The following is a 23,477-nucleotide window of genomic DNA, read 5'->3' as shown; positions in this document are numbered from 1 at the left end:
TCACGCGGGTCCGTATCAGTATGCGGGACCCAGGGGACAACCGGGACAAAAAGTGCCGCATACCACTCCCGGCCGGTCACGGGCCCTTCTTGCCACCGCTTTTCACCAATCATGGTTGCGGCTGGTGACACTGCGGTCACGCAGTGCGAAAGTGCCGGACATGACGACATACGGGGGCTTCCAGCCCGTCTTCTGCACGATCGTCCCGCCCCACGTCCTCGACCGGCTCGCCCGGCACGCGGACCCGGTGCTCGCGGGGCCGGCCCGGCGCACCCTGCAGCGCGACGCCCTGGAGCGCACCCGCCGCGGCCTGACCACGGTCATCGGCGCCCCCTCCGTCGCCCCGCCGGCCGGCACCGAACCCGGGCAGCCGCAGCGCACGGTCTACGACGCCCGGCACGGCACCGACCTGCCGGGCCGCGAGGTGCGCGCCGAGGGCGAGGAGCCGGGCAAGGACGCCACCGTGAACCGCGCCTACGCGGGCCTGGGCGCCACCTTCGAGCACTACCTGGAGGTCTACCGGCGCGACTCCATCGACGGCGCGGGCCTGCCGCTGGACGCGACCGTGCACTACGACCGCGAGTACAACAACGCGTTCTGGAACGGCGAGCAGATGGTCTTCGGCGACGGGGACGGGGAGATCTTCCTCGACTTCACCATCGCCCTGGACGTGATCGGCCACGAGCTGACCCACGGCGTCACCCAGCACACCGCCAACCTGACCTACTACGGGCAGCCCGGCGCCCTCAACGAGTCGGTGTCGGACGTCTTCGGCTCCCTCATCAAGCAGTACTCGCTGGGCCAGACCGCCGCCGAGGCGGACTGGCTGATCGGCGCCGGGCTGCTCGCCGAGCGGGTGACGGGCGAGGCGCTGCGCTCCATGAAGGCACCGGGCACCGCCTACGACGACGACGTGCTCGGCAAGGACCCGCAGCCCGCGACGATGGACGACTTCGTGCGCACCGGCCGCGACAACGGCGGCGTGCACATCAACTCCGGCATCCCCAACCACGCCTTCTACCTGCTCGCCACCGCCCTCGGCGGGCACGCCTGGGAGCGGGCCGGGCAGATCTGGTACGACGTGCTGACCGGCGGGGAGCTGGCCGAGGACGCGCTGTTCGCGGACTTCGCGGCGCTCACCCTGAAGGCCGCCCGGGAGCGCTACGGCGACGCGAACGAGCTGGAGGCGGTCGGCAAGGCCTGGGAGCAGGTCGGGGTGCGGACGTCGTAGTTCCGTACTAGACACGGGTCCATGCGGATTCAGGTGAGGCGCACAGGAGGCTTCGCGGGCATCGAACGCCACGCGGAGGTCGAGACCGCGGGACGCCCCGACGCGCAGGAGTGGCACGCGCTGGCCGAGCGGGCGGTCGCCGACGGCCGGAGCACCCCTCCGGTCGGGGTGCCGGACGGGTTCAGCTACCAGCTCACCGTGGACGGGAGGACGGTGTACGCCGCCGACCCCCGGCTGACGGAGGAGCAGCGCGCGCTGATCTCCCGGGTGCTGAAGGAAGGGGCGTAACCCCGCCCGCGCGCACGGGCGTTGACTTCCCCGGCCGGGGGTGCGGATGATCCGCGCATGGCGACTGACGCGATGCCGCGGTTCCCGGGCGGTTTCCTGTGGGGCGTGTCCACGTCCGCGCACCAGATCGAGGGTGCGGCCGGGCTGCGAGGGCCGTCCGTCTGGGACGCCTTCACGGCCGAACCCGGCCGGGTGAAGGACGGCTCGACGGCGGCGGTGGCCTGCGACCACTACCACCGGTACCGCGAGGACGTGGCCCTGCTCGCGGGCCTCGGCGTGGACGCGTACCGCTTCTCGGTCTCCTGGCCCCGGGTGGAGTCCCCCGGCGGCCTGGACTTCTACGACCGCCTGGTGGACGAGTTGTGCGCGGCGGGCGTACGGCCGGTGCCGACGCTCTTCCACTGGGACCTGCCGGCCGGTCTCGACTGGCTGGAGCGGGACACGGCCGCCCGGTTCGCCGCCTACGCGGCGGTCGTCGCGGAGCGCCTCGGCGACCGGGTCGGCACGTGGATCACGCTCAACGAGCCCGCCGAGCACACCCTGCTGGGCCACGCCCTGGGCGTCCACGCCCCCGGCCGCGAGCTGCTGTTCGACGCGCTTCCGGTCGCCCACCACCAGCTGCTCGCGCACGGTCTGGCGGTTCGGGCCCTGCGCGCCGCGGGCGCGACGGACGTCGGCATCGCCAACTCCCACGGCCCGACCTGGCCCGCCTCGGACGAGCCGGCCGACCGGGAGGCGGCGGAGTTCTACGACCTGCTGCTGAACCGGATGTTCTCCGACCCGGTCCTCACCGGGCGGTATCCGGAGGGCATCGGCGAGCTGATGCCCGGCTCCCCCGGGGAGACCGACGCCGACCTGGAGATCATCGCCGAGCCGCTGGACTGGTACGGCGTGAACTACTACGCGCCGACGCGGGTGGGCGCCCCGCAGGGGGCGGAGACCGGGTCCGGCGGCGTGACGCTCCCGGCCGGACTGCCCTTCTCGGTGCGCGCGATCGAGGGCCGGCCGCTGACGGACTTCGGCTGGCCCGTGGTCCCGGAGGGGCTGACGGAGCTGCTCACCGGCTTCCGCGACCGCTACGGCGAGCGGCTCCCGCCGGTCATGATCACGGAGAACGGCTGCTCCTACGAGGGCCTCGACGACCGGGAGCGCATCGCCTACCTCGACGGGCACGTCCGCGCCCTGCACCGGGCCGTGGAGGCGGGCGTGGACGTACGCGGCTACTTCGTGTGGTCGCTCCTGGACAACTTCGAGTGGGCCGAGGGGTACGCCCGCCGCTTCGGACTGGTCCACGTGGACTTCACGACACTCGAGCGCACGCCCAAGGCGTCGTACGGCTGGTTCCGGGAACTGGTCCGTGCACAGCGGTGCCCGCCGGTCGGATAAACCCCTCGGTGCTGTCGGCGGGGAGTCGTACGCTGGAGACAGCAGACACACCCGTCACGCGGCGCACGCCGCAGAGGAGGACGAGCAGGCCTAGAGCGCCGGCCCATGACTCAGACACCCTCAGCTCGCACCCCCGCGCGGGGGCAGGCGAGAGCGCAGATCACCGTCCCCGCCCAGCACCCGATGGTGACGGTGCTGGGCTCCGGAGACTCCCTCCTGCGCGTGATCGAGAAGGCCTTCCCGGCGGCCGACATCCATGTCCGGGGCAATGAGATCAGCGCCGTCGGTGACACCCGTGAGGTCGCCCTCGTACAGCGCGTGTTCGACGAGATGATGCTGGTGCTGCGCACCGGGCAGCCGATGACGGAGGACGCAGTGGAACGCTCGATCGCCATGCTCAAGGCGAGCGAGAACGGGGAGAGCGACGCTCGGGAGACCCCGGCCGAGGTGCTCACGCAGAACATCCTGTCCTCGCGCGGCCGCACGATCCGCCCCAAGACGCTGAACCAGAAGCGGTACGTCGACGCGATCGACAAGCACACCATCGTCTTCGGCATCGGCCCCGCGGGCACCGGCAAGACCTACCTGGCGATGGCCAAGGCGGTGCAGGCCCTGCAGTCCAAGCAGGTCAACCGCATCATCCTGACCCGCCCCGCGGTCGAGGCCGGCGAGCGGCTCGGCTTCCTGCCGGGCACGCTGTACGAGAAGATCGACCCGTACCTGCGCCCGCTGTACGACGCGCTGCACGACATGCTCGACCCCGACTCGATCCCGCGGCTGATGGCGGCGGGCACGATCGAGGTCGCGCCGCTGGCGTACATGCGCGGTCGCACGCTGAACGACGCGTTCATCATCCTGGACGAGGCGCAGAACACCAGCCCCGAGCAGATGAAGATGTTCCTCACCCGGCTCGGCTTCGACTCGAAGATCGTGATCACGGGTGACGTGACGCAGGTCGACCTGCCCGGCGGCACGAAGTCGGGTCTGCGGCAGGTGCAGGAGATCCTGGAGGGCGTCGAGGACGTCCACTTCTCCCGGCTCACGTCCCAGGACGTCGTCCGGCACAAGCTGGTGGGCCGTATCGTCGACGCCTACGAGCAGTACGACAGCAGGAACGGCACCGAGAACGGCGGCCACAACGGCGGCCGGACTCCCAGACACGGTGCCAAGACCAAGGGGAAGTAGACCAGCACGACCATGTCGATCGACGTCAACAACGAGTCCGGAACCGAGGTCGACGAGCAGGCGATCCTCGACATCGCCCGCTACGCCCTCGCGCGGATGCGCATCCACCCGCTCTCCGAGCTCTCGGTGATCGTCGTGGACGCCGGCGCCATGGAGCAGCTGCACATCCAGTGGATGGACCTGCCCGGCCCCACCGACGTGATGTCCTTCCCGATGGACGAGCTGCGTCCGCCGTCCAAGGACGAGGAGGAGCCGCCGCAGGGGCTGCTCGGCGACATCGTGCTCTGCCCCGAGGTCGCCACCAAGCAGGGCGCCGAGGCGCCGACGCAGCACTCCATGGACGAGGAGCTCCAGCTCCTGACCGTCCACGGGGTGCTGCACCTGCTCGGGTACGACCACGAGGAGCCGGACGAGAAGGCCGAGATGTTCGGTCTGCAGGCGGCCATTGTGGACGGCTGGCGTGCGGAGAAGGGCATGACCGGCCCGTCCCCGGCCCCGACGGTCTCATGAGCCTCCCGCTCATCGCCGGCGCCGTCGCCCTGGTGGTGGTCGCCTGGCTGGCGGCCTGTGCGGAGGCGGGGCTCGCCCGGGTCTCCAGCTTCCGCGCCGAGGAGGCGGTGCGCAGCGGGCGACGGGGCGGCGAGAAGCTCGCCCAGGTCGCCGCCGACCCGACGCGCTACCTGAACGTGGCGCTGCTGGTGCGCGTCGCCTGCGAGATGGCGGCCGCCGCGCTGGTGACGTACGCCTGCCTGCGGGAGTTCGACGGCACCGGCGAGGCGCTGATCATCGCCATCGCGGTGATGGTGCTGCTCTCCTACGTCGCCGTCGGCGTCTCCCCGCGCACCATCGGCCGCCAGCACCCGCTGAACACGGCGACCGCCGCGGCGTACGTGCTGCTGCCGCTGGCCCGGATCATGGGCCCGGTCCCGTCGCTGCTGATCCTGATCGGCAACGCGCTCACCCCCGGCAAGGGCTTCCGCCGGGGCCCGTTCGCCTCGGAGGCGGAGCTGCGGGCGCTGGTGGACTACGCGGAGAAGGAGTCGCTGATCGAGGCCGAGGAGCGCCGCATGGTGCACTCGGTGTTCGAGCTGGGCGACACCCTGGTGCGGGAGGTCATGGTGCCGCGCACCGACCTCGTCGTCATCGAGCGCTACAAGACCATCCGGCAGGCCCTCACCCTCGCCCTGCGCTCCGGTTTCTCGCGGATCCCGGTCACCGGCGACAGCGAGGACGACGTCGTCGGCATCGTGTACCTGAAGGACCTGGTCCGCAGGACGCACATCAGCCGGGACGCGGAGAGCGACCTGGTCTCCACCGCGATGCGTCCGGCGTCCTTCGTGCCGGACACCAAGAACGCCGGTGACCTGCTGCGCGAGATGCAGAAGGAACGCAACCACGTCGCCGTCGTCATCGACGAGTACGGCGGCACGGCCGGCATCGTCACCATCGAGGACATCCTGGAGGAGATCGTCGGCGAGATCACCGACGAGTACGACCGGGAGCTGCCGCCGGTGGAGGAGCTGGACGGGGGCCGTTTCCGGGTCACCGCGCGCCTGGACATCGGCGACCTGGGCGAGCTGTACGGCCTGGACGAGTACGACGACGAGGACGTGGAGACGGTCGGCGGGCTGCTGGCCAAGGCGCTGGGCCGCGTCCCGATCGCCGGGGCGTCCTCGGTCGTCGAGCTGCCCGACGGCCGGGAGCTGCGGCTGACGGCGGAGGCCGCGGCGGGCCGCCGGAACAAGATCGTGACGGTGCTGGTGGAGCCGGTCCCCGCGGCGAAACCGGCCGAGGAGGCCGTACCGGAATGACGCCCGGCCGGCTGCGCGACCTCTGCCTGTCCTTCAACGCGGCGGTGGAGGACTTCCCCTTCAGCCCGGAGATCTCGGTCTTCAAGGTGCTGGGCAAGATGTTCGCGCTCTCCTCGCTGGACGGGCGCCCGCTCACCGTCAACCTCAAGTGCGACCCGGACGACGCGATCCGGCTGCGGCGCGAGCACCCGGGGCTGATCGTCCCGGGCTGGCACATGAACAAGCGGCACTGGAACACGGTGACGGTGGGCGGCGGACGCGAGGGCGAGCTCCCGGACCGTGTGGTCCGGGAGCTCGTCGAGGATTCGTACGACCTGGTGGTCGCGGGTCTACCGCGCGCCGACCGGCTCCGCCTCGACCGCCCCTGAGCCCGCGCGGGCGCTCCGCAGTCCCGTCGCGACCAGCACGGCGGCCGCGAGCACGATCGCCGCGTCCAGGAGCAGCACCGTGTGGACGCCGGAGCGCAGGTCCGTGGCGGTGGTGGCCAGCACGCCGAGGAGCGGGATGCCGACGGTGATGCCGACCTGCTGGGTCGAGGTGACCAGGCCGGTGGCCAGGCCCTGCTCCTCGTCGGGGACGCCGGAGGTGACGGTCAGGCCGTAGGAGATGATCGCGCCGAGGTGGCACATGCTGGCGAGGGACACGGCGGCCGTGGCGAGCACCACCGACCAGCTTCCCTCTCCCAGGGCCAGCAGCGGCAGCCCCAGCAGGCCCTGCCCGGCGAGCGAGCCCACCAGCGTGCGGCGGGCGCCGAAGCGGCCGATGACGCGCGGGGCGCAGGAGCCGGCCACCACCGAGAGCACGCCCTGCACGCCGAAGACCAGACCGGTCTCGAAGGCGCTCAGGTGCAGGATCTCCTGGAGGTACAGGGTGAGGACGAAGATCACCGTCGACATCATCGAGAAGGTGACGAGACCGCCCAGGTTGCCCCAGGCCACCGTGCGGCGGCGCAGCATGGGCAGCGAGACCAGCGGTTCCGGGGTGCGGGACTCGACGGCCGCGAAGGCGGCCAGGAGCAGCAGGCCCGCGCCGAGGGTGACGAGGACGTCGGTCCGGCCGAAGCCGTGCTCGGCGGCGGTGGTGAGCGCGTAGATCAGGGCGAGCAGGCCGCCGGTGACGGTGACCGCGCCGGGCACGTCGAGGCGGGGGCGCTCCGGGGTCCGCGACTCGGGCAGCAGGCGCGGGGCCAGCGGCAGCACGATCAGCGCGAACAGGGCGAGCAGCCCCATGGTGGAGCGCCAGCTCAGCAGGTCGGTCAGGACACCGCCGGCCACCATGCCGACGGTGAAGCCGAGCGAGAGCAGGGTGCCGGAGATGCCGAGGGCGCGGTCGCGGGCGGGGCCCTCCGGGAAGGTCGTGGTCAGCAGGGACATGCCGGTCGGGACGATGGCCGCCGCGCCGAGGCCCTGCAGGGCCCGTCCGGCGAGGAAGGAGGCCGGGTCCCAGGCGAGGGTGGCCAGCAGGGAGGCGGCGCCGAAGAGCGCGAGTCCGGCGAGGAAGAGCCTGCGGCGGCCGAAGAGGTCGCCCATGCGGCCGAAGAGCAGCAGGAACCCGCCGGACGGCAGCGCGAACGCGGTGACCGCCCACTGGAGGGCGGAGGTGCTCATGCCGAGATCCGCGCCCAGCACGGGCAGGGCGACGTTCAGGACGGAGAAGTCGAGCGCGACCATGAACTGGGCCGCGCAGAGCACGAACAGGACGAGCCGGTCGCGGGAGGAGAGCCGCGGAGCGGCCGGTTCCGCCGCCGCGGGGACCGGGGTGGAAGTCGGGGTGGTGTCGATCGCCATGGACATGAGCCTCGGGCCCCCGGAATAGTTGTGGGGAGACGCCGATTGTTCTGGTGGTGCCACCACCAGGCACCGGCAGGTCGCCTACGGGGGGAGTACGCACGTGCCGGACGTGATCACGAGGGACCGGACCGCGGGCCGGGACCGGCGCCGCAGCGAGCTGCGGGAGTTCCTGATGAGCCGCCGGGCCCGGGTGTCCCCGGCCGAGGTCGGTCTGCCGGACGGCGGGGCGCGGCGCCGGACGCCGGGGCTGCGCCGCGAGGAGGTGGCCGTGCTCGCCGGGGTGGGCGCGTCCTGGTACCAGTGGCTGGAGCAGGGCCGCGACATCTCCGTCTCCCCGCAGGTCCTGGACGCGGTCGGCCGGGTGCTGCGGCTCAGCAACGCCGAGCGCCGCCACCTGTACGTGCTGGCCGGACTGAACCCGCCCGCCGCCGAGGTGGAGCCGGCGAAGCGGGAGATGTGCGACGGGCTGCGGCGGCTGATCGACACGTGGATGCCGTATCCGGCGCACATCATGGACCGGTACTACAACTGCGTGATGTACAACGACGCGGCGGCGATGGTGCTGGGCATGCGGCCCGAGACGACGTGGAACTGCATCGTCGACTACTTCACCGACCCGCTGTACCGCTCCCGGGCCCGCAACTGGGAGCGCAACGCGCGCACGGTCGTCGCCCAGTTCCGCGCCACCTGCGCGGCCAACCCGGACGACGAGGGGTTCCAGCAGGTGCTGGCGGACCTGAAGGAGGCCAGCGCCGAGTTCGCCGCGCTGTGGGAGGAGCGGGACATCGAGGACGCCGGGCAGATCCGCAAGGAGCTGGACCATCCGCTGGTCGGCCTGCTGAGTCTGGAGTCGACGGCGCTCCAGGTGCCGGCGCGGCCCGATCTGACCATCGTGCTGCACACGCCGCTGGACGAGGCGAACACCGCGGCGAAGCTGGAGTGGCTGGCCTCACCGGAGGGCCGTCGCGGGGCGATGTACCCGGTGGCGGGGTGAGCGGGCGGGCGTCCGGCGGGGCTCCGTATGCTCGCCCCATGACCGAGACTCCCGACCTCGACCCCGAGGACCGCAAGATCGTCACCCTGGCCCGCTCGGCCCGGGCCCGCAACGGCGTGCCCGAGGGCGCGGCCGTACGCGACGAGACCGGCCGCACCTACGTCGCCGGCACGGTCGCCCTGGACTCCCTGAAGCTCAGCGCGCTGCGTACGGCGGTGGCGATGGCGGTGGCGTCCGGCGCGAAGTCGCTGGAGGCGGCGGCGGTGGTGACCGAGTCGGAGTCGGCGTCGGAGGAGGACCGGGCGGCGGTGCGCGACCTGGGCGGGCCGCAGACGCCGGTCCTGGTCGCCGGGCCCGACGGCACGGTACGGACCGCGGTGAGCGCGGGCTGACGGCCGGGTGCCCGCGGTCGCCCGCGGGACGGTGGGCGACCGTGGTACGGCGGGGCTTCGGGGATCAGGGACAATGGGCGCCATGAGCGTTCGTACCCAGTCATCCGAAGAACCGGCCGAGGCTGTTCACCGGGCCGGCTTCGCCTGCTTCGTGGGCCGTCCCAACGCGGGCAAGTCCACCCTCACGAACGCTCTGGTCGGGCAGAAGGTGGCGATCACCTCCAACCGCCCGCAGACCACCCGGCACACCGTGCGGGGCATCGTGCACCGTGAGGACGCCCAGCTGATCCTGGTGGACACCCCGGGACTGCACAAGCCGCGCACGCTGCTGGGCGAGCGGCTCAACGACGTGGTGCGCACGACGTGGGCCGAGGTGGACGTCATCGGCTTCTGCCTGCCTGCCAACGAGAAGCTGGGCCCCGGCGACCGCTTCATCGCGAAGGAACTGGCGGGGATCAAGAAGACCCCGAAGATCGCGATCGTCACCAAGACCGACCTGGTGGACTCCAAGACTCTGGCCGAACAGCTCATCGCGATCGACCAGCTCGCCCAGGAGCTGGGCTTCACCTGGGCGGAGATCGTCCCGGTGTCCGCCACCGCCAATCAGCAGGTGGACCTGCTCGCCGACCTGCTCACCCCGCTGCTGCCCGAGGGCCCCGCGCTCTACCCCGAGGGCGACCTGACCGACGAGCCCGAGCAGGTGATGGTCGCGGAGCTGATCCGCGAGGCCGCGCTGGAGGGCGTACGGGACGAGCTGCCGCACTCCATCGCGGTGGTCGTCGAGGAGATGCTCCCGCGCGAGGACCGCCCCGCCGACAAGCCGCTGCTGGACATCCACGCCAACGTTTTCATCGAGCGCCCCAGCCAGAAGGGGATCATCATCGGTCCCAAGGGCAAGCGCCTGAAGGACGTCGGCATCAAGTCCCGCAAGCAGATCGAGGCGCTCCTCGGTACGCCGGTCTTCCTGGACCTGCACGTGAAGGTCGCCAAGGACTGGCAGCGCGACCCGAAGCAGCTGCGCCGGCTCGGGTTCTGAACACCCCGAGCCGAGGGCCGTCAGGGCGTCGGGGGGCGGAAGCCGATCGTGGGGACCGCGCGGCGCAGGGGCCAGGAGCCGGGCAGGTCGTCGGGGACGAGGCCGGCCAGGAAGGCGTAGCGGCGCAGGGCCGTGGGGTCCTGGCCCTCCACGGACTGGACCTTGCGCCACCAGGTCGCGATCTCGCACCAGCCCGGCGCCGACAGCGAGCCGCCGAACTCCTGGACGGAGAGGGCGGCGGTCAGGCCGGCGAAGGCCAGGCGGTCGGCGAGCGGCCAGCCGGCCAGGGTGCCGGTGACGAACCCGGCGACGAACACGTCCCCGGCGCCGGTCGGGTCCAGGGCCTCGACCTCGATGGCCGGGACCTCGGCGCTCTCCCCCGTGCGCCGGTCCACGGCGTAGGCGCCGTCCGCGCCGAGGGTGACGACCGCGAGCGGCACGTGCTCGGTCAGGGCGTGCGCGGCGGCGCGGGGGCAGGTGGCGCCGGTGTAGCGCATGGCCTCCTCCGCGTTCGGCAGGAAGGCCTCGCAGTGCGCGAGGTCGGGCAGCCCGGCCAGGTCCCAGGCGCCGGTGTCGTCCCAGCCGACGTCGGCGAAGACGCGGGTGCCCCGGGCGGCGGCCCGGGCGATCCAGGGGGCGCTCACGCCGGGCGTGAGGGAGGCGACGGCGGCACGCGCGCGGGGCGGGCATTCCGGGGTCGGCTCCCCCGGCGGCGGCTCGTGGCCGTGGGAGACCATCGTGCGCTCTCCCTCGTACGCCATCGAGACCGTGACCGGCGAGTGCCAGCCGGGCACGGTGCGGGACGGGGACAGGTCGATGCCCTCGCCCTGGGCGAGCGCGTCCCAGCAGTAGTCGCCGTAGTGGTCGTCGCCGAACGCGGCGGCCAGCGACGTGCGCAGGCCGAGGCGGGCCAGTGCGGTCGCCATGTTCGCCACGCCGCCGGGGCTCGACCCCATCCCGCGGGCCCAGGACTCGGTGCCCCGCACGGGGGCGGAGTCGAGCCCGGTGAAGACGACGTCGAGGAAGACGGTGCCCGTCAGGTACACGTCCCAGGGCGGGTCCTGCGGGACGCGCAGGTCGGCGAGGGGATCGACCTCGGGGCGGCGGCGCGCCCCCTCGCCCTGGGCGTGGCGGTGCGTTCTCTCGTCAGCGGGCAGGACGGGCGTCTCGGGCACGTCGGACGCATTGGCCCCGGACGCGGTGGACACGGACGCGGTGGACTCGGTGGAGGCGGTCACGGTGCGCTCCCTGGCATGGTGCGGATCAGGCCAGTGTGCACCACGCCGTCGGTGGGGCGACGGAGTTCGGGCTCGGAGCGTCAGGCCGGGGCGGGGCCCTGGCGCGCGCTCCGGGCCGCGCCGGGTGTGGTCTCGGACGCCGGCACGGCGGGTGCCTTCGCCGGGCGGGTGCGGACCCGGTCGTTGCGTCCGCCGCCGCGCACCAGCAGGACGCTGAGCGCGGCCAGGAAGCCGACGACGGTGAGCCCCACCAGGCCGCCCTTGGTCGAGCCGGTCGAGTCCTCGATGAGGCCGAAGGCCGTGGGGGCGACGAACCCGCCGAGGTTGCCGATGGAGTTGACGAGCGCGATCCCGGGGGCGGCGGCCCGTGCGTCGAGGTAGCTCTGCGGGATGGTCCAGAAGACCGGGGAGGCCGGTTTGAAGCCCATGGCCGCCAGGCACAGCGCGCCGAGCCCCACCCAGGGCGAGACGAACACGGCCAGCAGGGTGCCGCAGCCGCCGAGCACCAGCAGAGTGACCAGGACGGGCCGGCGCTTGCCGATGCGGTCCGAGATCCGCCCGCTGACGTACAGCGCGCCGATCGCGCAGATCCACGGCACGGAGGTGAGCAGTCCGACCTGGAAGTCGCTGAGGCCGCCGATGTCGTCCACGATCGACGGCAGCCAGAACGTGACCGCGTACAAGGCGACGTTGATGGCGAAGTAGATCCACAGGAAGAGGAGCATCTGCGGGTCGGCCAGCAGTTTCCAGCGGGAGACCTTGGCCGCCTTCTCACCGCGCCGCTCGTCCCGGGCGTCCTGTTCGGCGTCGATGACGGCGGTCAGGCCGGTCTTCTCCTCGTCGGTCAGCCAGGTCGCCTGCTCGATGCCGGAGTCGAGGAAGCGGTAGACGACGAAGCCGAGGACGACGGAGAAGACGCCCTCGACGAAGAACATCCACTGCCAGCCGGAGTGGCCCCAGAGGCCGTGCAGCTCCAGCAGCGCGCCCGAGACCGGGCCGACGACGACGGTCGCGGTGCCGGAGCCCATGAGGAAGACGGACGTGGCGCGGCCGCGGTGGGAGTCGGGCAGCCAGCGGCTGAAGTAGTAGATGACGGCGGGGAAGAAGCCGGCCTCGGCGACCCCGAGGAGGAAACGCAGGGCGTAGAACATGCCCACGCTGTCGACGAAGGCCATCGCGGTGGCGACGACGCCCCAGCTGATCATGATGCGGGTGAGCCACACCTTGGCCCCGAACCGCTCCATGAGCATGTTGGAGGGGACTTCGAAGAGGGCGTACGCGATGAAGAAGATGCCGGCGCCGAGGCCGAACGCGGCGGCCGACAGCCCGACGTCGGCCCGTAGCTCGTCCTGGGCGAAGCCGAGGTTGACGCGGTCCATGTAGTTCGCCACGAACATGACGAAGAAGAGGGGGACCACGCGGCGGAAGATCTTGCGGACGGCGGACTGGACGGCGGGTGGGTGCTGCACTTCGGGGGCGGGGGGCACTGCGGACACGAGCGGCTCCGGTCGCGGCAGGGGGGAGGGGACGGGTGACTCACCCAACGGGGTCGGTGACTCACCAACGGGGCACGGGCGGGGTGACCCACGCGGGGTCGGCGACCCGCATCGCGGCGGCGTCGTCGCGGTCGTGGAGGGTGCCGTCGTCGTCAAGCCAGCGCCGGTGGAGGAACGCGAGCCTGTCGCGGTCGAGTTCGACACCGAGGCCGGGGGCGTCGGAGACGGCGACCTTGCCGCCGTCGAAGGTGAGCCGTTCGGTGAGCACGTCCTCGGACTGCCAGGGGTAGTGGGAGTCGCAGGCGTGGTGGAGGTTCGGCACGGTGGCCGCCACGTGGGTCATGGCGGCGAGGCTGATGCCGAGGTGGGTGTTGGAGTGCATGGACACTCCGACGCCGAAGGTGCGGCAGACGGCGGCGAGTTGCTGGGTGTTGCGCAGCCCGCCCCAGTAGTGGTGGTCGGAGAGCACGACCTGCACGGCGCCCTTGGTGAACGCCTCCCGGATCTCGGCGAACGTCGTCACGCACATGTTGGTCGCGAGCGGCACCTCCGTCCCGGCGGCGACCTCGGCCATGGCCGGGGTGCCGAGCGCGGGGTCCTCCAGGTACTCCAGGACGTCCCCGAGTTCGGCGGCGACCCGCAGCGAGGTCTCCACGGACCAGGCGCCGTTGGGGTCGAGGCGCAGCGGGTGGCCGGGGAACGCCTCGGCGAGTGCCCTGATCGCGGCGATCTCCTCGTCGGGCGGGAAGACGCCGCCCTTGAGCTTGAAGGAGGTGAAGCCGTACCGCTCGGTGAAGGTGCGGGCCTGCTCGACCACGCCGGCCGGGTCGAGCGCGGCGCCCCAGTCGTCCTTCTCGCCCGCCACGCCCTCGGGGTGTTCGGCCCACTTGTAGAAGAGGTAGGCGCTGTACTCGACGGCGTCCCGGACCTTGCCGCCCAGCAGCGCGTGCACGGGCAGGCCGAGCGCCTTGCCGAGGGCGTCGAGGCAGGCGACCTCGAAGCCGGAGACGACGGACAGGCGCAGCTTGTCGGCGGTCTGGACGCCGCGCAGCCCGCCCACGTCGACCTGTCCCGAGACGCGGGAGTCGTCGACGGCGACCTCGTCGGCGAGGGCGAACAGCCCGTTCAGATCGCTGACCTGACGCCCGACCAGCTGGTCGGCGAACGGGCGCGCCAGCTCCAGGTACTTGGCGTCGCCGTAGGTCTCCCCGACGCCGGAGATCCCGTCGGCGGTCTCGACCTCGATGATCAGCCGGGGGGTGTACGGCTGGTGCACGCCCTGCGTGTTGAGCAGCGGCGGGTCCGCGACGAGGATCGGCGTGAGGTGAACGGCGGTGATGGTCAGGTCGGCGGTCACAGGGTGGCTCCAACGAGGTCGAGTCCGGTGGCGAGCATGGTCTTCAGTTCGGCCAGTTCGGCGGCGGTCGGGTCGGTGAGCGGGGCGCGGACGGGGCCGACGGGGCAGCCGCGCAGCCGGGCGGCTGCCTTCACGAGCGACACCCCGTAGCCGGGGACGCGGTCGCGCAGTGCGACGAAGGGCACGTAGAAGTCGCGCAGCAGCGTGTCGACCGTGCCGTGGTCGCCGGCGCGCAGGGCGGCGAGGAAGGCGTTCGCGATCTCGGGGGCGAAGGCGTGGACGGCGGAGGAGTAGGCGGGGACGCCGACGGCGGCGTAGGCGCGGGCCTGGACCTCGGCGGTGGCGGCGCCGTTGAAGAACAGGAAGTCCCCGGGGGCGGCGAGGACCGTGCGCTGGAGGCGGTCCAGGTCGCTGTGGCCGTCCTTGAGGCCGATGACGCCGGGGACGGCGGCCAGGCGCCGGACGGTCTCGGCGGTGTAGGCGACCTGGCCGCGCTGGTAGGCGATGAGCGGCAGCCGGGTCCCGGCGGCGATCCGCTCCACCTGTGCGACGAGTCCGTCCTGCGGGGCGGGCGTGAGGTAGTGCGGCATGACGAGGAGCGCGTCGGCGCCGGCCTCCTCGGCGATGCGGGCGAACCGCAGGGCCTGCGCCCAGCCGTACCCGGTCCCGGCGACCACGGGCACCCGGCCGGCCGTCTCCTCGACGGCGACGGTCACGACCCGCCGGTACTCGTCCTCGTCCAGGGAGAAGAACTCGCCGGTGCCGCAGGCGGGGAAGAGGGCGCCGGGCCCGGCGGCGAGCCGGTCGGCGACGTGGGCGCGGTAGCCGTCGGCGTCGAGGGAGCCGTCCTCGTGGAAGCTGGTCAGCGGGAAGGACAGCACGCTCGCCGCCATGCCTTCCCGCAGCCGCCGGACGACGGCCGCCCGGCCGGCGTCGATGTCGGCGTCGGCGTCGGCGTCGGCCAAGCCGTCGGAGCCGCTGATGCCGATGCCGGTGTCGGTGCTGATGCCGGCACCGGGGCCGGTGCCGGCGCTGGTCGGGGCGTCGGGGCCGGGGCCCTCGCTCGTCGTCTCCACTGCCCTCACTGTCTCCGTATGTAGATGACGTCTACGTATGGAGATGGAGGTTAGAGACGTGACCGGTGGGCGTCAATGGGTCGGGCACCTCCGATTACGATCGGCCCATGTCGGAGACTGGGGACGCGACGGCGGGCGGCGTCCGCGAGGTGAAGTCCGCGGCGCGCACGGTGGAGCTGCTGGAGGTGCTGGCCGCACGCGGGGACCGGCCGGCACGCCTCCAGGAACTGGCGGACGAGCTGGGCGTGCCGCGCAGCTCGATGTACGCGCTGCTGCAGACCCTGATCTCCCGCGGCTGGGTCCGCACCGACGTCACCGGCTCCCTCTACGGCATCGGCATCCACGCCCTGCTCACCGGCACCAGCTACCTCGACTCGGACCCGCGGGTGCGGGCGGCGCGGCCGTTCCTCGACGAGGCGTCCCAGACGCTGGGCGAGACGGTCCACCTGGGGCGGCTCGACGGGTACGACGTGGCCTACCTGGCCACGCGCGAGTCGCACGAATACCTGCGCACGATCAGCAGGGTGGGGCGCCGGCTGCCCGCCCACGTGGGAGCGCTGGGCAAGGCACTGCTCGCGGAGCGGCCGGACGCGGAGCTGCCGGCCGGCCCGTACGAGGCGCTCACCCCGAACACCCACACCACCCGCGAGTCCCTGGCGGCCGACCTCGCCCGGACCCGGGAGCGCGGCTACTCGGTCGACCGGGAGGAGGGCGTGCCGGGGATCGTCGGCTTCGGCTTCGCCCTGCGCTACGAGATCCCCGCCCTGGACGCGGTCAGCTGCTCGGTGCCGGTGGCCCGGCTGACGCCTGATCACGAGGCGCGCATCGTTGCGGTGATGCGGGAGATCAGGGGCAAACTGGAGGCGACTATTCCGGCCGGGAGCGGCTCGGTGCACTGGCGTTAGCGCCCGCTGCTACCCAGCCTTCCGACCCCCAAACGAATATGTGACCCAGATCACATAGTCCCGGCTTCTTCGCGCCTCCCCGCGCTTGATACAAATTGCCCGCGCGTTCCTGTCAGTCGACGGTCGTCGCCCCCCTCTTCTCCCCACCGTCCCTTTCGCATGCCCTGGGAACGCCCGTGTTCGCCCCCCGCACCACTCCCTGGCCCCTCGTCGCCCTTTTCACGGCCGGGTACCTGCCTCCCTATCTGCTGCCCACCACCGTCGGCCGGCTCGACACCGGTCTCCCGCTGTCCACCACGCAGGCGGGCGCCGTCGGCAGCGCCCTGCTGCTGAGTTCGGCGACCGCGGGCTTCCTGCTGGCCTCCCGGGTCCAGTCGGCCGGCGCGCGGACCCTGGCCCGCCTCGGGCTCGCGCTGGCGGTCCTCGGTTACGGCGCCGCCGCGCTCACCACCGCCGTCCCGGCCGTCGTCGCCGGCGCGGTCGTGGGCGGTTTCGGGTCGGGGACGGCCACGACGGTCGCCGCCACCCGCATCGCGGCCGAGCGCGACCCGCACCGGGCGTCCACGCTGGGCCTGCTGAGCGTGTCCGCCCTGGCGGGCGCGGTGTACCTGACGGTTCCCCACCTCGGCCGGGCGCACGGGCTGCCGCTCGCGGCGATCGCCCTGACCGCGCTGGCGGTGTGGCCGTTCACCGCCCGGCTGCCCGGCGCGGCGTCCGACGCCCCGGCCGCGCACGGCACGGGCACCGGCACCGGCACCCCGCTCCCCCATCGCCGTTCGGGGCTGGTCCTCGCCGTCACGGTGCTGTGCTGGTCCCTCGCGCAGAACTCCCTGTGGGGTGTCAGCGGCCGGATCGGTCTGACGCAGGCCGGTCTGGGCGACGCCACCCTCGGGGTCGTCTTCGCCGTCGCGCTGGGTGCGGGCCTGCTGGGCGTCCTCGGGGCCGGCGCGCTCGGGCCGCGGCTGGGGCGGGCGATGCCGGTCGGCGCCGGCACCGTGCTCATCGCGGGCTGCATCGTGGTGAGCGCGTCCGCGACGACCCCGACGGCCTTCGCGACCGGCGAGATCGCGTGGAACACCGTCTACCCGGTCGTGCTGTCGTACCTGATCGGCCTCGCCGCCTCGCTCGACCCGCGGGGCCGGTGGGCGGTGCTCGTCGGCTCGGCCTCCTCGCTGGGCACCGCGGCCGGTCCGCTGACCGGCAGCGTGCTGTCGGCGCAGGCCGGCTACCCCGTCATGGGCCTGGTGCTCGGCGCCGGGCTGCTGCTGGTCGCCGCGCCGATGACCGCCGTCGCCCTGCACACCGGCGGGCGGCCGCTGCTGCCCGGCGCGATCCGCCGCCGCGGCGGCACCCCGGCCGCGCTGGTCGCGGCCGCCACGGGGACGCCCAGCGGTGCGGTGCCGGAGGTGGGCGCCGTCGAGCAGCCGGTCGTCGAGATCGAGGTGGAGGCCCCGGCGGTGGCCGTCCGGGGTGCCTACGACACGGCGGGACCCCGGCAGGCGGCGGCCGCGCCGGGGTCCGGGACGGGCTGAGCCCGCCGCGAGGACGCTACGCGGCGGGGAACTCGTACGCGTCGACCTCCGCGAGGTACCGCGCCCGCAGCTCCTCGTCGTCCTCAAGGAAGGAGGCGAGGAACGAGTTGCGGGCCAGCTCGCGCAGCCGCTCGCCGGTGAGGCCGAGGGCCTCGCGCACGGCGTCGAAGTTGTCTCCCGCGTAGCCGCCGAAGTAGGCGGGGTCGTCGGAGTTGACCGTGCACATCAGGCCCGCGTCGAGCATCGCGGGCAGCGGGTGGTCGGCGAGGGTGTCGACCGTGCGCAGCCGCACGTTGGACAGCGGGCACAGGGTGAGCGGGACGCGCTCGCGCACCAGCCGCTCGACCAGCGCCGGGTCCTCCACCGAGCGCAGCCCGTGGTCGATCCGCTCGACGCCGAGGACGTCGAGGGCCTCGACGACGTACGCGGGCGGCCCCTCCTCGCCGGCGTGCGCGACCCGGTGCAGCCCGAGGGCGGCGGCGGCCTCGTACACCTCGCGGAACTTCACCGGCGGATGACCGACCTCGGCGGAGTCCAGGCCGACTCCGGTGATGCGGTCGAGGTACGGCTTGGCGGCGTCCAGCGTCTCCAGGGCCGACTCGGCGGACTCGTCGCGCAGGAAGCAGAGGATCAGCCGGGTGGAGACCCCGTGGTTCTCGCGGCTGTCGCCGAGCGCCCGCCACAGCCCCTCCACGACCGTGCCCATCTCCACGCCCCGGGCGAGGTGGGCCTGCGGGTCGAAGAAGATCTCGGCGTGCCGCACGCCCTGTGCGGCGGCCCGGGCGAGGTAGGCGTTCGCGAGGTCCTCGAAGTCCCGCTCGGTGCGCAGGACGGCCATCAGCTCGTAGTACAGGTTCAGGAAGGACTGGAGGTCCGCGAAGCGGTACGCCTCGCGCAGCGCGTCCTCGTCCGCGTACGGCAGGGACACGCCGTTGCGGGCGGCCAGCGCGAAGGCCAGCTCGGGTTCCAGGGTGCCTTCGATGTGGAGGTGCAGTTCAGCTTTGGGCAGGGGCATCAGAGCATCGTACGGCGCTTTCACCGACGTTTCGGAACCGGTACGCGGGTGAGGTCACGGGCCACGGTCAGCTCACCCGTATATCCGGCCGCCCGCGCCTGCCGCTCGAACTCCCCGGGGTCCGGGTAGCGCTGGCTGAAGTGGGTCAGGACCAGGTGGCGGACGTCCGCGTCCCGGGCGACCCGCGCCGCCTGCCCGGCGGTGAGGTGACCGTGGTCGGCGGCGAGGCGCTCGTCCTCGTCGAGGAAGGTCGACTCGATGACGAGCAGGTCGCAGCCCTCGGCGAGCGCGTGCACGCCCGCGCAGAGCCGGGTGTCCATGACGAACGCGAACCGCTGGCCGCGGCGGACCTCGCTGACCTCGTCGAGCGCCACGCCGTTCAGCGAGCCCTCGCGCCGGATGCGGCCGACGTCGGGCCCCTCGATGCCGTGCGCGGCGAGGCGGTCGGGCAGCATGCGGCGCCCGTCGGGCTCGGTGAGCCGGTAGCCGTACGACTCGACGGGGTGGGACAGCCTGCGGGCGTCCAGGGTGTAGGCGGGCGTGACGGCGAGGGGGCCGTCGGTGCCGACCGGGGCCTCGGTGAGGGCGACGGTCTCGCGGTAGGCGGTGGCGTACCGCAGGCGTTCGAAGAAGCGTTGCCCGGAGCGCGGGTAGTGGGCGGTGATCTCGTGCGGGACCTGGTCGAGGTTGATCCGCTGGATCACTCCGGCGAGGCCGAGGCTGTGGTCGCCGTGGAAGTGCGTGACGCAGATCCGGTTCAGGTCGTGGGCGGCGACCCCGGCGCGCAGCATCTGGCGCTGGGTGCCCTCGCCCGGGTCGAACAGGATGCCCTCGCCGTCCCAGCGCAGGAGGTAGCCGTTGTGGTTGCGGTGCCGGGTCGGGACCTGACTGGCGGTGCCCAGGACGACGAGTTCACGTACGGACACGGTGTTCGTCCCGGGCTATCCGGGGGGCCACTGGAGGCCGCGGCCGCCGACCACGTGGGCGTGCGCGTGCCAGACGGTCTGTCCGGCGCCGCTGCCGGTGTTGAAGACGGTGCGGTAGCTGTCCAGCTGCTCCTGGTCGGCGACGGCCTGCGTCTCGCGCAGCACGTCGGCGGCGAGTTCCGGGGCGGCGGCGGCGAGGGCGGCGGCGTCCTTGTGGTGGGCCTTCGGGATCACCAGGACGTGGGTGGGCGCCTGGGGGTTGATGTCCCGGAAGGCGACGGTGGTATCCGTCTCGCGGACGATCGTCGCCGGGATCTGCCCTGCGACGATCTTGCAGAACAGGCAGTCGTCCTGGGGTTCCCCTGCCATGGGGTGCTCCTCACGCCGGTGATCTTCTCGGGGCATCGTATCGGCCGCCCCGCCCGGGGCCGGTTGCCGCTCACGCTGCGGGCGATCGTGCGTTCCCCAGCGCCTGAACGGCCTGGGAGGTACCCCAGGGCGGCACGGGCGCTGGGGGTCACCCTCCGGGTGGAGGCACCCCGTTGCCCGGGCCGCGCACCCCACCCCGGGCCGACACGGTCACGGCAGCGTGGGCGGGGTCTTCGCCGGGGTTTCCTCCAGTGCTGCCAGCGCCAGCGCGATCGCCTCGTCCAGCTGGGGGTCGCGGCCCGCCGCGTGGTCCTGCGGGCGCTGCGGCACCTCCACGTCCGGGTCGACGCCATGGTTCTCCACGCCCCAGCCGTAACCCTCCAGCCAGAACGCGTACTTCGGCTGTGTGATCAGCGTGCCGTCGACCAGCCGGTAGCGGCTGTCGATGCCGATGACGCCGCCCCAGGTGCGGACGCCGACGACCGGCCCGATGCCCAGCGCCTTGATCGCCGCGTTGACGATGTCGCCGTCCGAGCCGGAGAACTCGTTGGCGACGGCGACGACCGGCCCGCGGGGCGCGTCCAGCGGGTAGCTGGACGGCCGCATGCCGCGCGGCAGGTCCCAGCCGACGATGCGCCGGGCCAGCTTCTCCACGACCAGCTGGGAGGTGTGCCCGCCGCGGTTCTCGCGGACGTCGACGACCAGGCCCTCCCTGGCCACCTCGACGCGCAGGTCGCGGTGGATCTGGGCCCAGCCGGGGGCCTGCATGTCGGGGACGTGGAGGTAGCCGAGCCGGCCGCCGGACTTCTCGTGGACGTAGGCGCGCCGGTCGGCGACCCAGGCGTGGTAGCGCAGCGGCTCCTCGTCGGCGAGCGGGACGACGACGGCGTGCCGCGCCTCTCCGCCGCCTGACGGGGAGACGGTCAGCTCGACCGGCTTGCCCGCCGTGCCGACGAGCAGCGGCCCGGGCCCGGTGACCGGGTCGACGGCCTGCCCGGCGACCGCGACGATCGCGTCCCCGGCGCGCACGGCGACTCCGGGCGCGGCGAGCGGGGAGCGGGCGTCGGGGTCGGAGGTCTCCGAGGGCAGGACGCGGTCGACGCGCCAGGTGCCGTCCTCGTGCCGGGAGAGGTCGGCGCCGAGCAGGCCCTGCCGGGCGCCGGAGCCGTGTCCGCCGCGCGGGGTGACGTAGGCGTGCGAGGTGCCGAGTTCGCCGTGCACCTCCCACAGCAGGTCGACCAGGTCGTCGTGGGTGGCGAGACGGTCGAGGACGGGCCGGTAGCGGTCCAGGACGCCGTCCCAGTCGACGCCGTTCATGTCGGCCCGCCAGAAGTGGTCGCGCATGATGCGGCCGGTCTCGTCGAACATCTGCCGCCACTCGGCGGCCGGTTCGACCGTCTGCCGGACCCGGCCCAGGTCGACACTGATGTTGGTGTCGCTGTCCTCGTCGCCGGAGGCCCGCCGGTCGCTGGGCACGACCTTGAGCCGGCCGTCGGTCCACAGCAACACCCGCTTGCCGTCGCCGCTGACCTCGAAGTGGTCGGCGTCGCCCGCGAGGTGCTCCACGCGCTGCTGGACGAGGTCGTACCGCTCCAGCTCGGTGTTGGGGTCCGGGTCCTCCGGGTTGGCGCGGGAGGAGCCGAGGACGCCGGTGAGCGGGTGACGCAGCCACAGGACGCCGTCCTTGGCGGCGCGCAGCCGGGAGTAGCGGGCGGCCTCCACCGGGAAGGGCACGATGCGGTCGGCGAGGCCCTCGATGTCGATCCGGGTGCTGGGGGTGCCCTCGCTGTCGGGGGTCTCCTCGCGGTCCGGGGTCTCGAAGGGGCGGCCGTGACGCTGCGGGCCGAACGGCGAGGGGGTGGTCGCGGCCAGCGTGATCAGGTACGGCCGGGCGCCCTCGACGAAGGCGAGGTCGAAGACGTGCTCGTCGTAGACCGGGTCGAAGGACCGGGTGGAGAGGAACGCGAGGTGCTTGCCGTCCAGGGTGAAGGCCGGCGAGTAGTCCTTGAAGCGCAGCGGCGTCGCCTCGCTCACCGACAGGTCGGTGGTGTTGGCGAGCTTGAGCTGCCGCAGCGGCTCCGGGCCCGGGTGGGACCAGGCGAGCCAGGCCGAGTCGGGCGAGAAGATTAGGCCGGAGGCGTCACCGTCCTCGCTGCGGTCCACCTCGCGGACCTCGCCGCTCTCCCGCTCGACGAGCAGCACCCGCCCGTCGTGCGAGGCGACGGCGACGCGGCTGCCGTCGGGGGCCACGGCGAGGTGCAGCACCCGGCCGAGCTGTCCGGCGGCCAGGCGGCGGGCGGTGGCCCCGGGGGCGAGTCCGGTGGCGGGCGCGAACTCCAGGGCGTCGTCGCCCTCGGCGTCCGTCACCCACACCACCCACTCCTCGCCGTCGCTGCGGAAGGTGCGCGGCAGCCGGGTGCGTACGCCGGGGGTGGCCGCGAGCGCGCGGGCCGGTCCGGCGCGGTGGGTGACCCAGTGCACGCCGCCGCGTACGGCGACGGCGCTGCCGCGCGCGGTGTGGTCGGGGGACGCGGTGCCGAACCAGCGGGCGGCGTTGACCGGGTGGGACCGGAGGTCGACGCGGGCGCCGCCGAGCCGGATGTCGAGGCGGCGGGGCTCGGCGCCGTCGAGGTCGTCCAGCGTCCACAGCTCACCTGCGGACGAGTAGACGACGCGGCTGCCGTCGGTGGCCGCGTGGCGGGCGTAGAAACCGTCCAGGGGGGTGTGCCGGCGCAGGTCGGAGCCGTCGGCGAGGGAGGAGTAGAGGGCGCCGGTGCCTTCGTGGTCGGAGAGGAAGGCGATCCGGTCGCCGACCCAGAAGGGGTACTCGATGTTGCCGTCGAGGTCGGCGTGCAGGCGGACGAACTCGCCGTCGTCCTCGGGGTCGATCCACAGCTTGCCCGCGGTGCCGCCCCGGTAGCGCTTCCACCAGGCGGCCTCACGCCCCATCGGGGCGGACAGCAGCACGGTGTGCGGGCCGTGGGCGACGTCGCCGACGGGTCCGTAGGGCAGGGTGGTGGCCGGTCCGCCGTCGAGTGGGACGGCGCGGGCCCAGCTGCGGCGCAGGCTGGCCTCGCCGTAGGTGCTCAGGGCGAGGACGTGACCCTCTGCGGTCCAGCCGCGCACCTGGGTCCTGATGCTGCCCCAGTGGGTGAGGCGCCGGGCGGGGCCGCCGTCGACGGGGGCGGCGTGCACCTCGGGGGCGCCGTCGCGGGTGGAGGTCCAGGCGAGGGTGGTGCCGTCGGGCGAGATGCGCGGGTGGTTCACCGGCACGTTGTCGGCGCTGACCCGCCAGGCGCGGCCGCCGTCGAGCGGGGCGAGCCACACGTCGTCCTCGGCGGTGAAGGCGACCAACTCGCCGTGCGGGTGCGGAAAGCGGAGGTAGGCAGGCGTCGCTGGCTGAGTCACCCCCTCACCCTATGCAGGGGTGCCGCCCGCCGACAGAGGTTT

The 23,477-nt window shown here is 73.1% G+C and carries 21 protein-coding genes; 12 read left to right on the top strand and 9 right to left on the bottom strand.

Annotated elements, in window-relative coordinates:
- Positions 1 to 160 precede the first annotated feature (160 nt).
- From ACIBCJ_RS08010 to ACIBCJ_RS07980, 7 genes are all read left to right on the top strand, one after another.
- Positions 161 to 1,231, top strand: a complete 1,071-nt coding sequence (locus tag ACIBCJ_RS08010) for a M4 family metallopeptidase (RefSeq protein WP_362095414.1) — start codon at positions 161 to 163, stop codon at positions 1,229 to 1,231.
- Positions 1,232 to 1,252: 21 nt separating this feature from the next.
- On the top strand, positions 1,253 to 1,519 hold the full coding sequence (locus ACIBCJ_RS08005) for a protealysin inhibitor emfourin (RefSeq protein WP_133885786.1): 267 nt from the start codon (positions 1,253 to 1,255) through the stop codon (positions 1,517 to 1,519).
- A gap of 57 nt (positions 1,520 to 1,576) precedes the next feature.
- The gene (locus tag ACIBCJ_RS08000; protein ID WP_365979138.1) at positions 1,577 to 2,905 is read left to right on the top strand and encodes a GH1 family beta-glucosidase; all 1,329 of its coding nucleotides are present in this window, start codon (positions 1,577 to 1,579) and stop codon (positions 2,903 to 2,905) included.
- 105 nt (positions 2,906 to 3,010) lie between these two features.
- A complete protein-coding gene (locus ACIBCJ_RS07995; RefSeq protein WP_365979137.1) occupies positions 3,011 to 4,090 on the top strand; it encodes a PhoH family protein in 1,080 nt (359 codons plus the stop codon).
- Positions 4,091 to 4,102: 12 nt separating this feature from the next.
- The gene (gene ybeY / locus ACIBCJ_RS07990; RefSeq protein ID WP_362095404.1) at positions 4,103 to 4,600 is read left to right on the top strand and encodes an rRNA maturation RNase YbeY; all 498 of its coding nucleotides are present in this window, start codon (positions 4,103 to 4,105) and stop codon (positions 4,598 to 4,600) included.
- Positions 4,597 to 5,901, top strand: coding sequence for a hemolysin family protein (locus tag ACIBCJ_RS07985; protein WP_362095401.1), 1,305 nt, complete (start codon positions 4,597 to 4,599; stop codon positions 5,899 to 5,901). The genes ybeY and ACIBCJ_RS07985 overlap by 4 nt, the downstream gene beginning before the upstream one ends.
- Entirely contained in the window at positions 5,898 to 6,269 is a 372-nt protein-coding gene (locus tag ACIBCJ_RS07980; RefSeq protein WP_362504206.1) for an MmcQ/YjbR family DNA-binding protein, read from the top strand. Before ACIBCJ_RS07985 ends, ACIBCJ_RS07980 begins: the two co-directional genes overlap by 4 nt.
- Here ACIBCJ_RS07980 and ACIBCJ_RS07975 read toward each other — a convergent pair.
- Positions 6,231 to 7,688: an MFS transporter gene (locus tag ACIBCJ_RS07975; RefSeq protein WP_365979136.1), complete on the bottom strand. Its 1,458-nt coding sequence runs from the start codon at positions 7,686 to 7,688 to the stop codon at positions 6,231 to 6,233. The genes ACIBCJ_RS07980 and ACIBCJ_RS07975 overlap by 39 nt on opposite strands.
- 103 nt (positions 7,689 to 7,791) lie before the next feature.
- Between ACIBCJ_RS07975 and ACIBCJ_RS07970 the strand changes: the two genes are divergently transcribed.
- The 3 genes from ACIBCJ_RS07970 to era all read left to right on the top strand — a co-directional run bounded on the left by ACIBCJ_RS07970 (position 7,792) and on the right by era (position 10,113).
- Positions 7,792 to 8,685, top strand: a complete 894-nt coding sequence (locus ACIBCJ_RS07970; RefSeq protein WP_362095392.1) for a helix-turn-helix transcriptional regulator — start codon at positions 7,792 to 7,794, stop codon at positions 8,683 to 8,685.
- Positions 8,686 to 8,723: 38 nt separating this feature from the next.
- The gene (locus ACIBCJ_RS07965) at positions 8,724 to 9,077 is read left to right on the top strand and encodes a cytidine deaminase (RefSeq protein ID WP_362095389.1); all 354 of its coding nucleotides are present in this window, start codon (positions 8,724 to 8,726) and stop codon (positions 9,075 to 9,077) included.
- Positions 9,078 to 9,159: 82 nt separating this feature from the next.
- Complete coding sequence (era, locus tag ACIBCJ_RS07960) at positions 9,160 to 10,113, top strand: GTPase Era (protein WP_362095386.1); 954 nt, start codon at positions 9,160 to 9,162, stop codon at positions 10,111 to 10,113.
- Between the two features lie 20 nt (positions 10,114 to 10,133).
- Here the strand turns inward: era and ACIBCJ_RS07955 are convergent, their stop codons facing one another.
- From ACIBCJ_RS07955 to ACIBCJ_RS07940, 4 genes are all read right to left on the bottom strand, one after another.
- Positions 10,134 to 11,351: a carbohydrate kinase family protein gene (locus ACIBCJ_RS07955; RefSeq protein WP_399282037.1), complete on the bottom strand. Its 1,218-nt coding sequence runs from the start codon at positions 11,349 to 11,351 to the stop codon at positions 10,134 to 10,136.
- Positions 11,352 to 11,431: 80 nt separating this feature from the next.
- Positions 11,432 to 12,769: an MFS transporter gene (locus ACIBCJ_RS07950; protein WP_399282122.1), complete on the bottom strand. Its 1,338-nt coding sequence runs from the start codon at positions 12,767 to 12,769 to the stop codon at positions 11,432 to 11,434.
- Between the two features lie 139 nt (positions 12,770 to 12,908).
- Complete coding sequence (locus ACIBCJ_RS07945) at positions 12,909 to 14,204, bottom strand: glucarate dehydratase family protein (RefSeq protein ID WP_365979135.1); 1,296 nt, start codon at positions 14,202 to 14,204, stop codon at positions 12,909 to 12,911.
- Positions 14,201 to 15,097, bottom strand: coding sequence for a 5-dehydro-4-deoxyglucarate dehydratase (locus ACIBCJ_RS07940; protein WP_365979281.1), 897 nt, complete (start codon positions 15,095 to 15,097; stop codon positions 14,201 to 14,203). The genes ACIBCJ_RS07945 and ACIBCJ_RS07940 overlap by 4 nt, the downstream gene beginning before the upstream one ends.
- A gap of 290 nt (positions 15,098 to 15,387) precedes the next feature.
- On the opposite strand from ACIBCJ_RS07940, the gene ACIBCJ_RS07935 reads away from it, so the two are divergent.
- Positions 15,388 to 16,185, top strand: coding sequence for an IclR family transcriptional regulator (locus ACIBCJ_RS07935; RefSeq protein ID WP_362095379.1), 798 nt, complete (start codon positions 15,388 to 15,390; stop codon positions 16,183 to 16,185).
- Between the two features lie 176 nt (positions 16,186 to 16,361).
- Positions 16,362 to 17,717 (top strand): MFS transporter, encoded by a 1,356-nt coding sequence (locus tag ACIBCJ_RS07930; RefSeq protein ID WP_365979134.1) that lies wholly within the window; start codon positions 16,362 to 16,364, stop codon positions 17,715 to 17,717.
- Positions 17,718 to 17,733: 16 nt separating this feature from the next.
- On the opposite strand, the gene ACIBCJ_RS07925 is transcribed toward ACIBCJ_RS07930, so the two are convergent.
- The 4 genes from ACIBCJ_RS07925 to ACIBCJ_RS07910 all read right to left on the bottom strand — a co-directional run bounded on the left by ACIBCJ_RS07925 (position 17,734) and on the right by ACIBCJ_RS07910 (position 23,435).
- Complete coding sequence (locus ACIBCJ_RS07925) at positions 17,734 to 18,732, bottom strand: adenosine deaminase (RefSeq protein ID WP_362095373.1); 999 nt, start codon at positions 18,730 to 18,732, stop codon at positions 17,734 to 17,736.
- 20 nt (positions 18,733 to 18,752) lie between these two features.
- Entirely contained in the window at positions 18,753 to 19,658 is a 906-nt protein-coding gene (locus ACIBCJ_RS07920) for a ribonuclease Z (RefSeq protein WP_362095369.1), read from the bottom strand.
- 15 nt (positions 19,659 to 19,673) lie between these two features.
- A complete protein-coding gene (locus ACIBCJ_RS07915) occupies positions 19,674 to 20,027 on the bottom strand; it encodes a histidine triad nucleotide-binding protein (RefSeq protein WP_362095367.1) in 354 nt (117 codons plus the stop codon).
- Positions 20,028 to 20,237: 210 nt separating this feature from the next.
- Positions 20,238 to 23,435, bottom strand: coding sequence for a S41 family peptidase (locus ACIBCJ_RS07910; protein WP_365979133.1), 3,198 nt, complete (start codon positions 23,433 to 23,435; stop codon positions 20,238 to 20,240).
- Positions 23,436 to 23,477: the final 42 nt, after the last annotated feature.

Origin of the sequence: Streptomyces sp. NPDC051136 (genome assembly GCF_044455745.1) — a bacterium.
Classification (GTDB): domain Bacteria; phylum Actinomycetota; class Actinomycetes; order Streptomycetales; family Streptomycetaceae; genus Streptomyces.
Note: the sequence above shows the minus strand (reverse complement) of the source record. Positions and strands in the feature narration are given on the sequence as shown.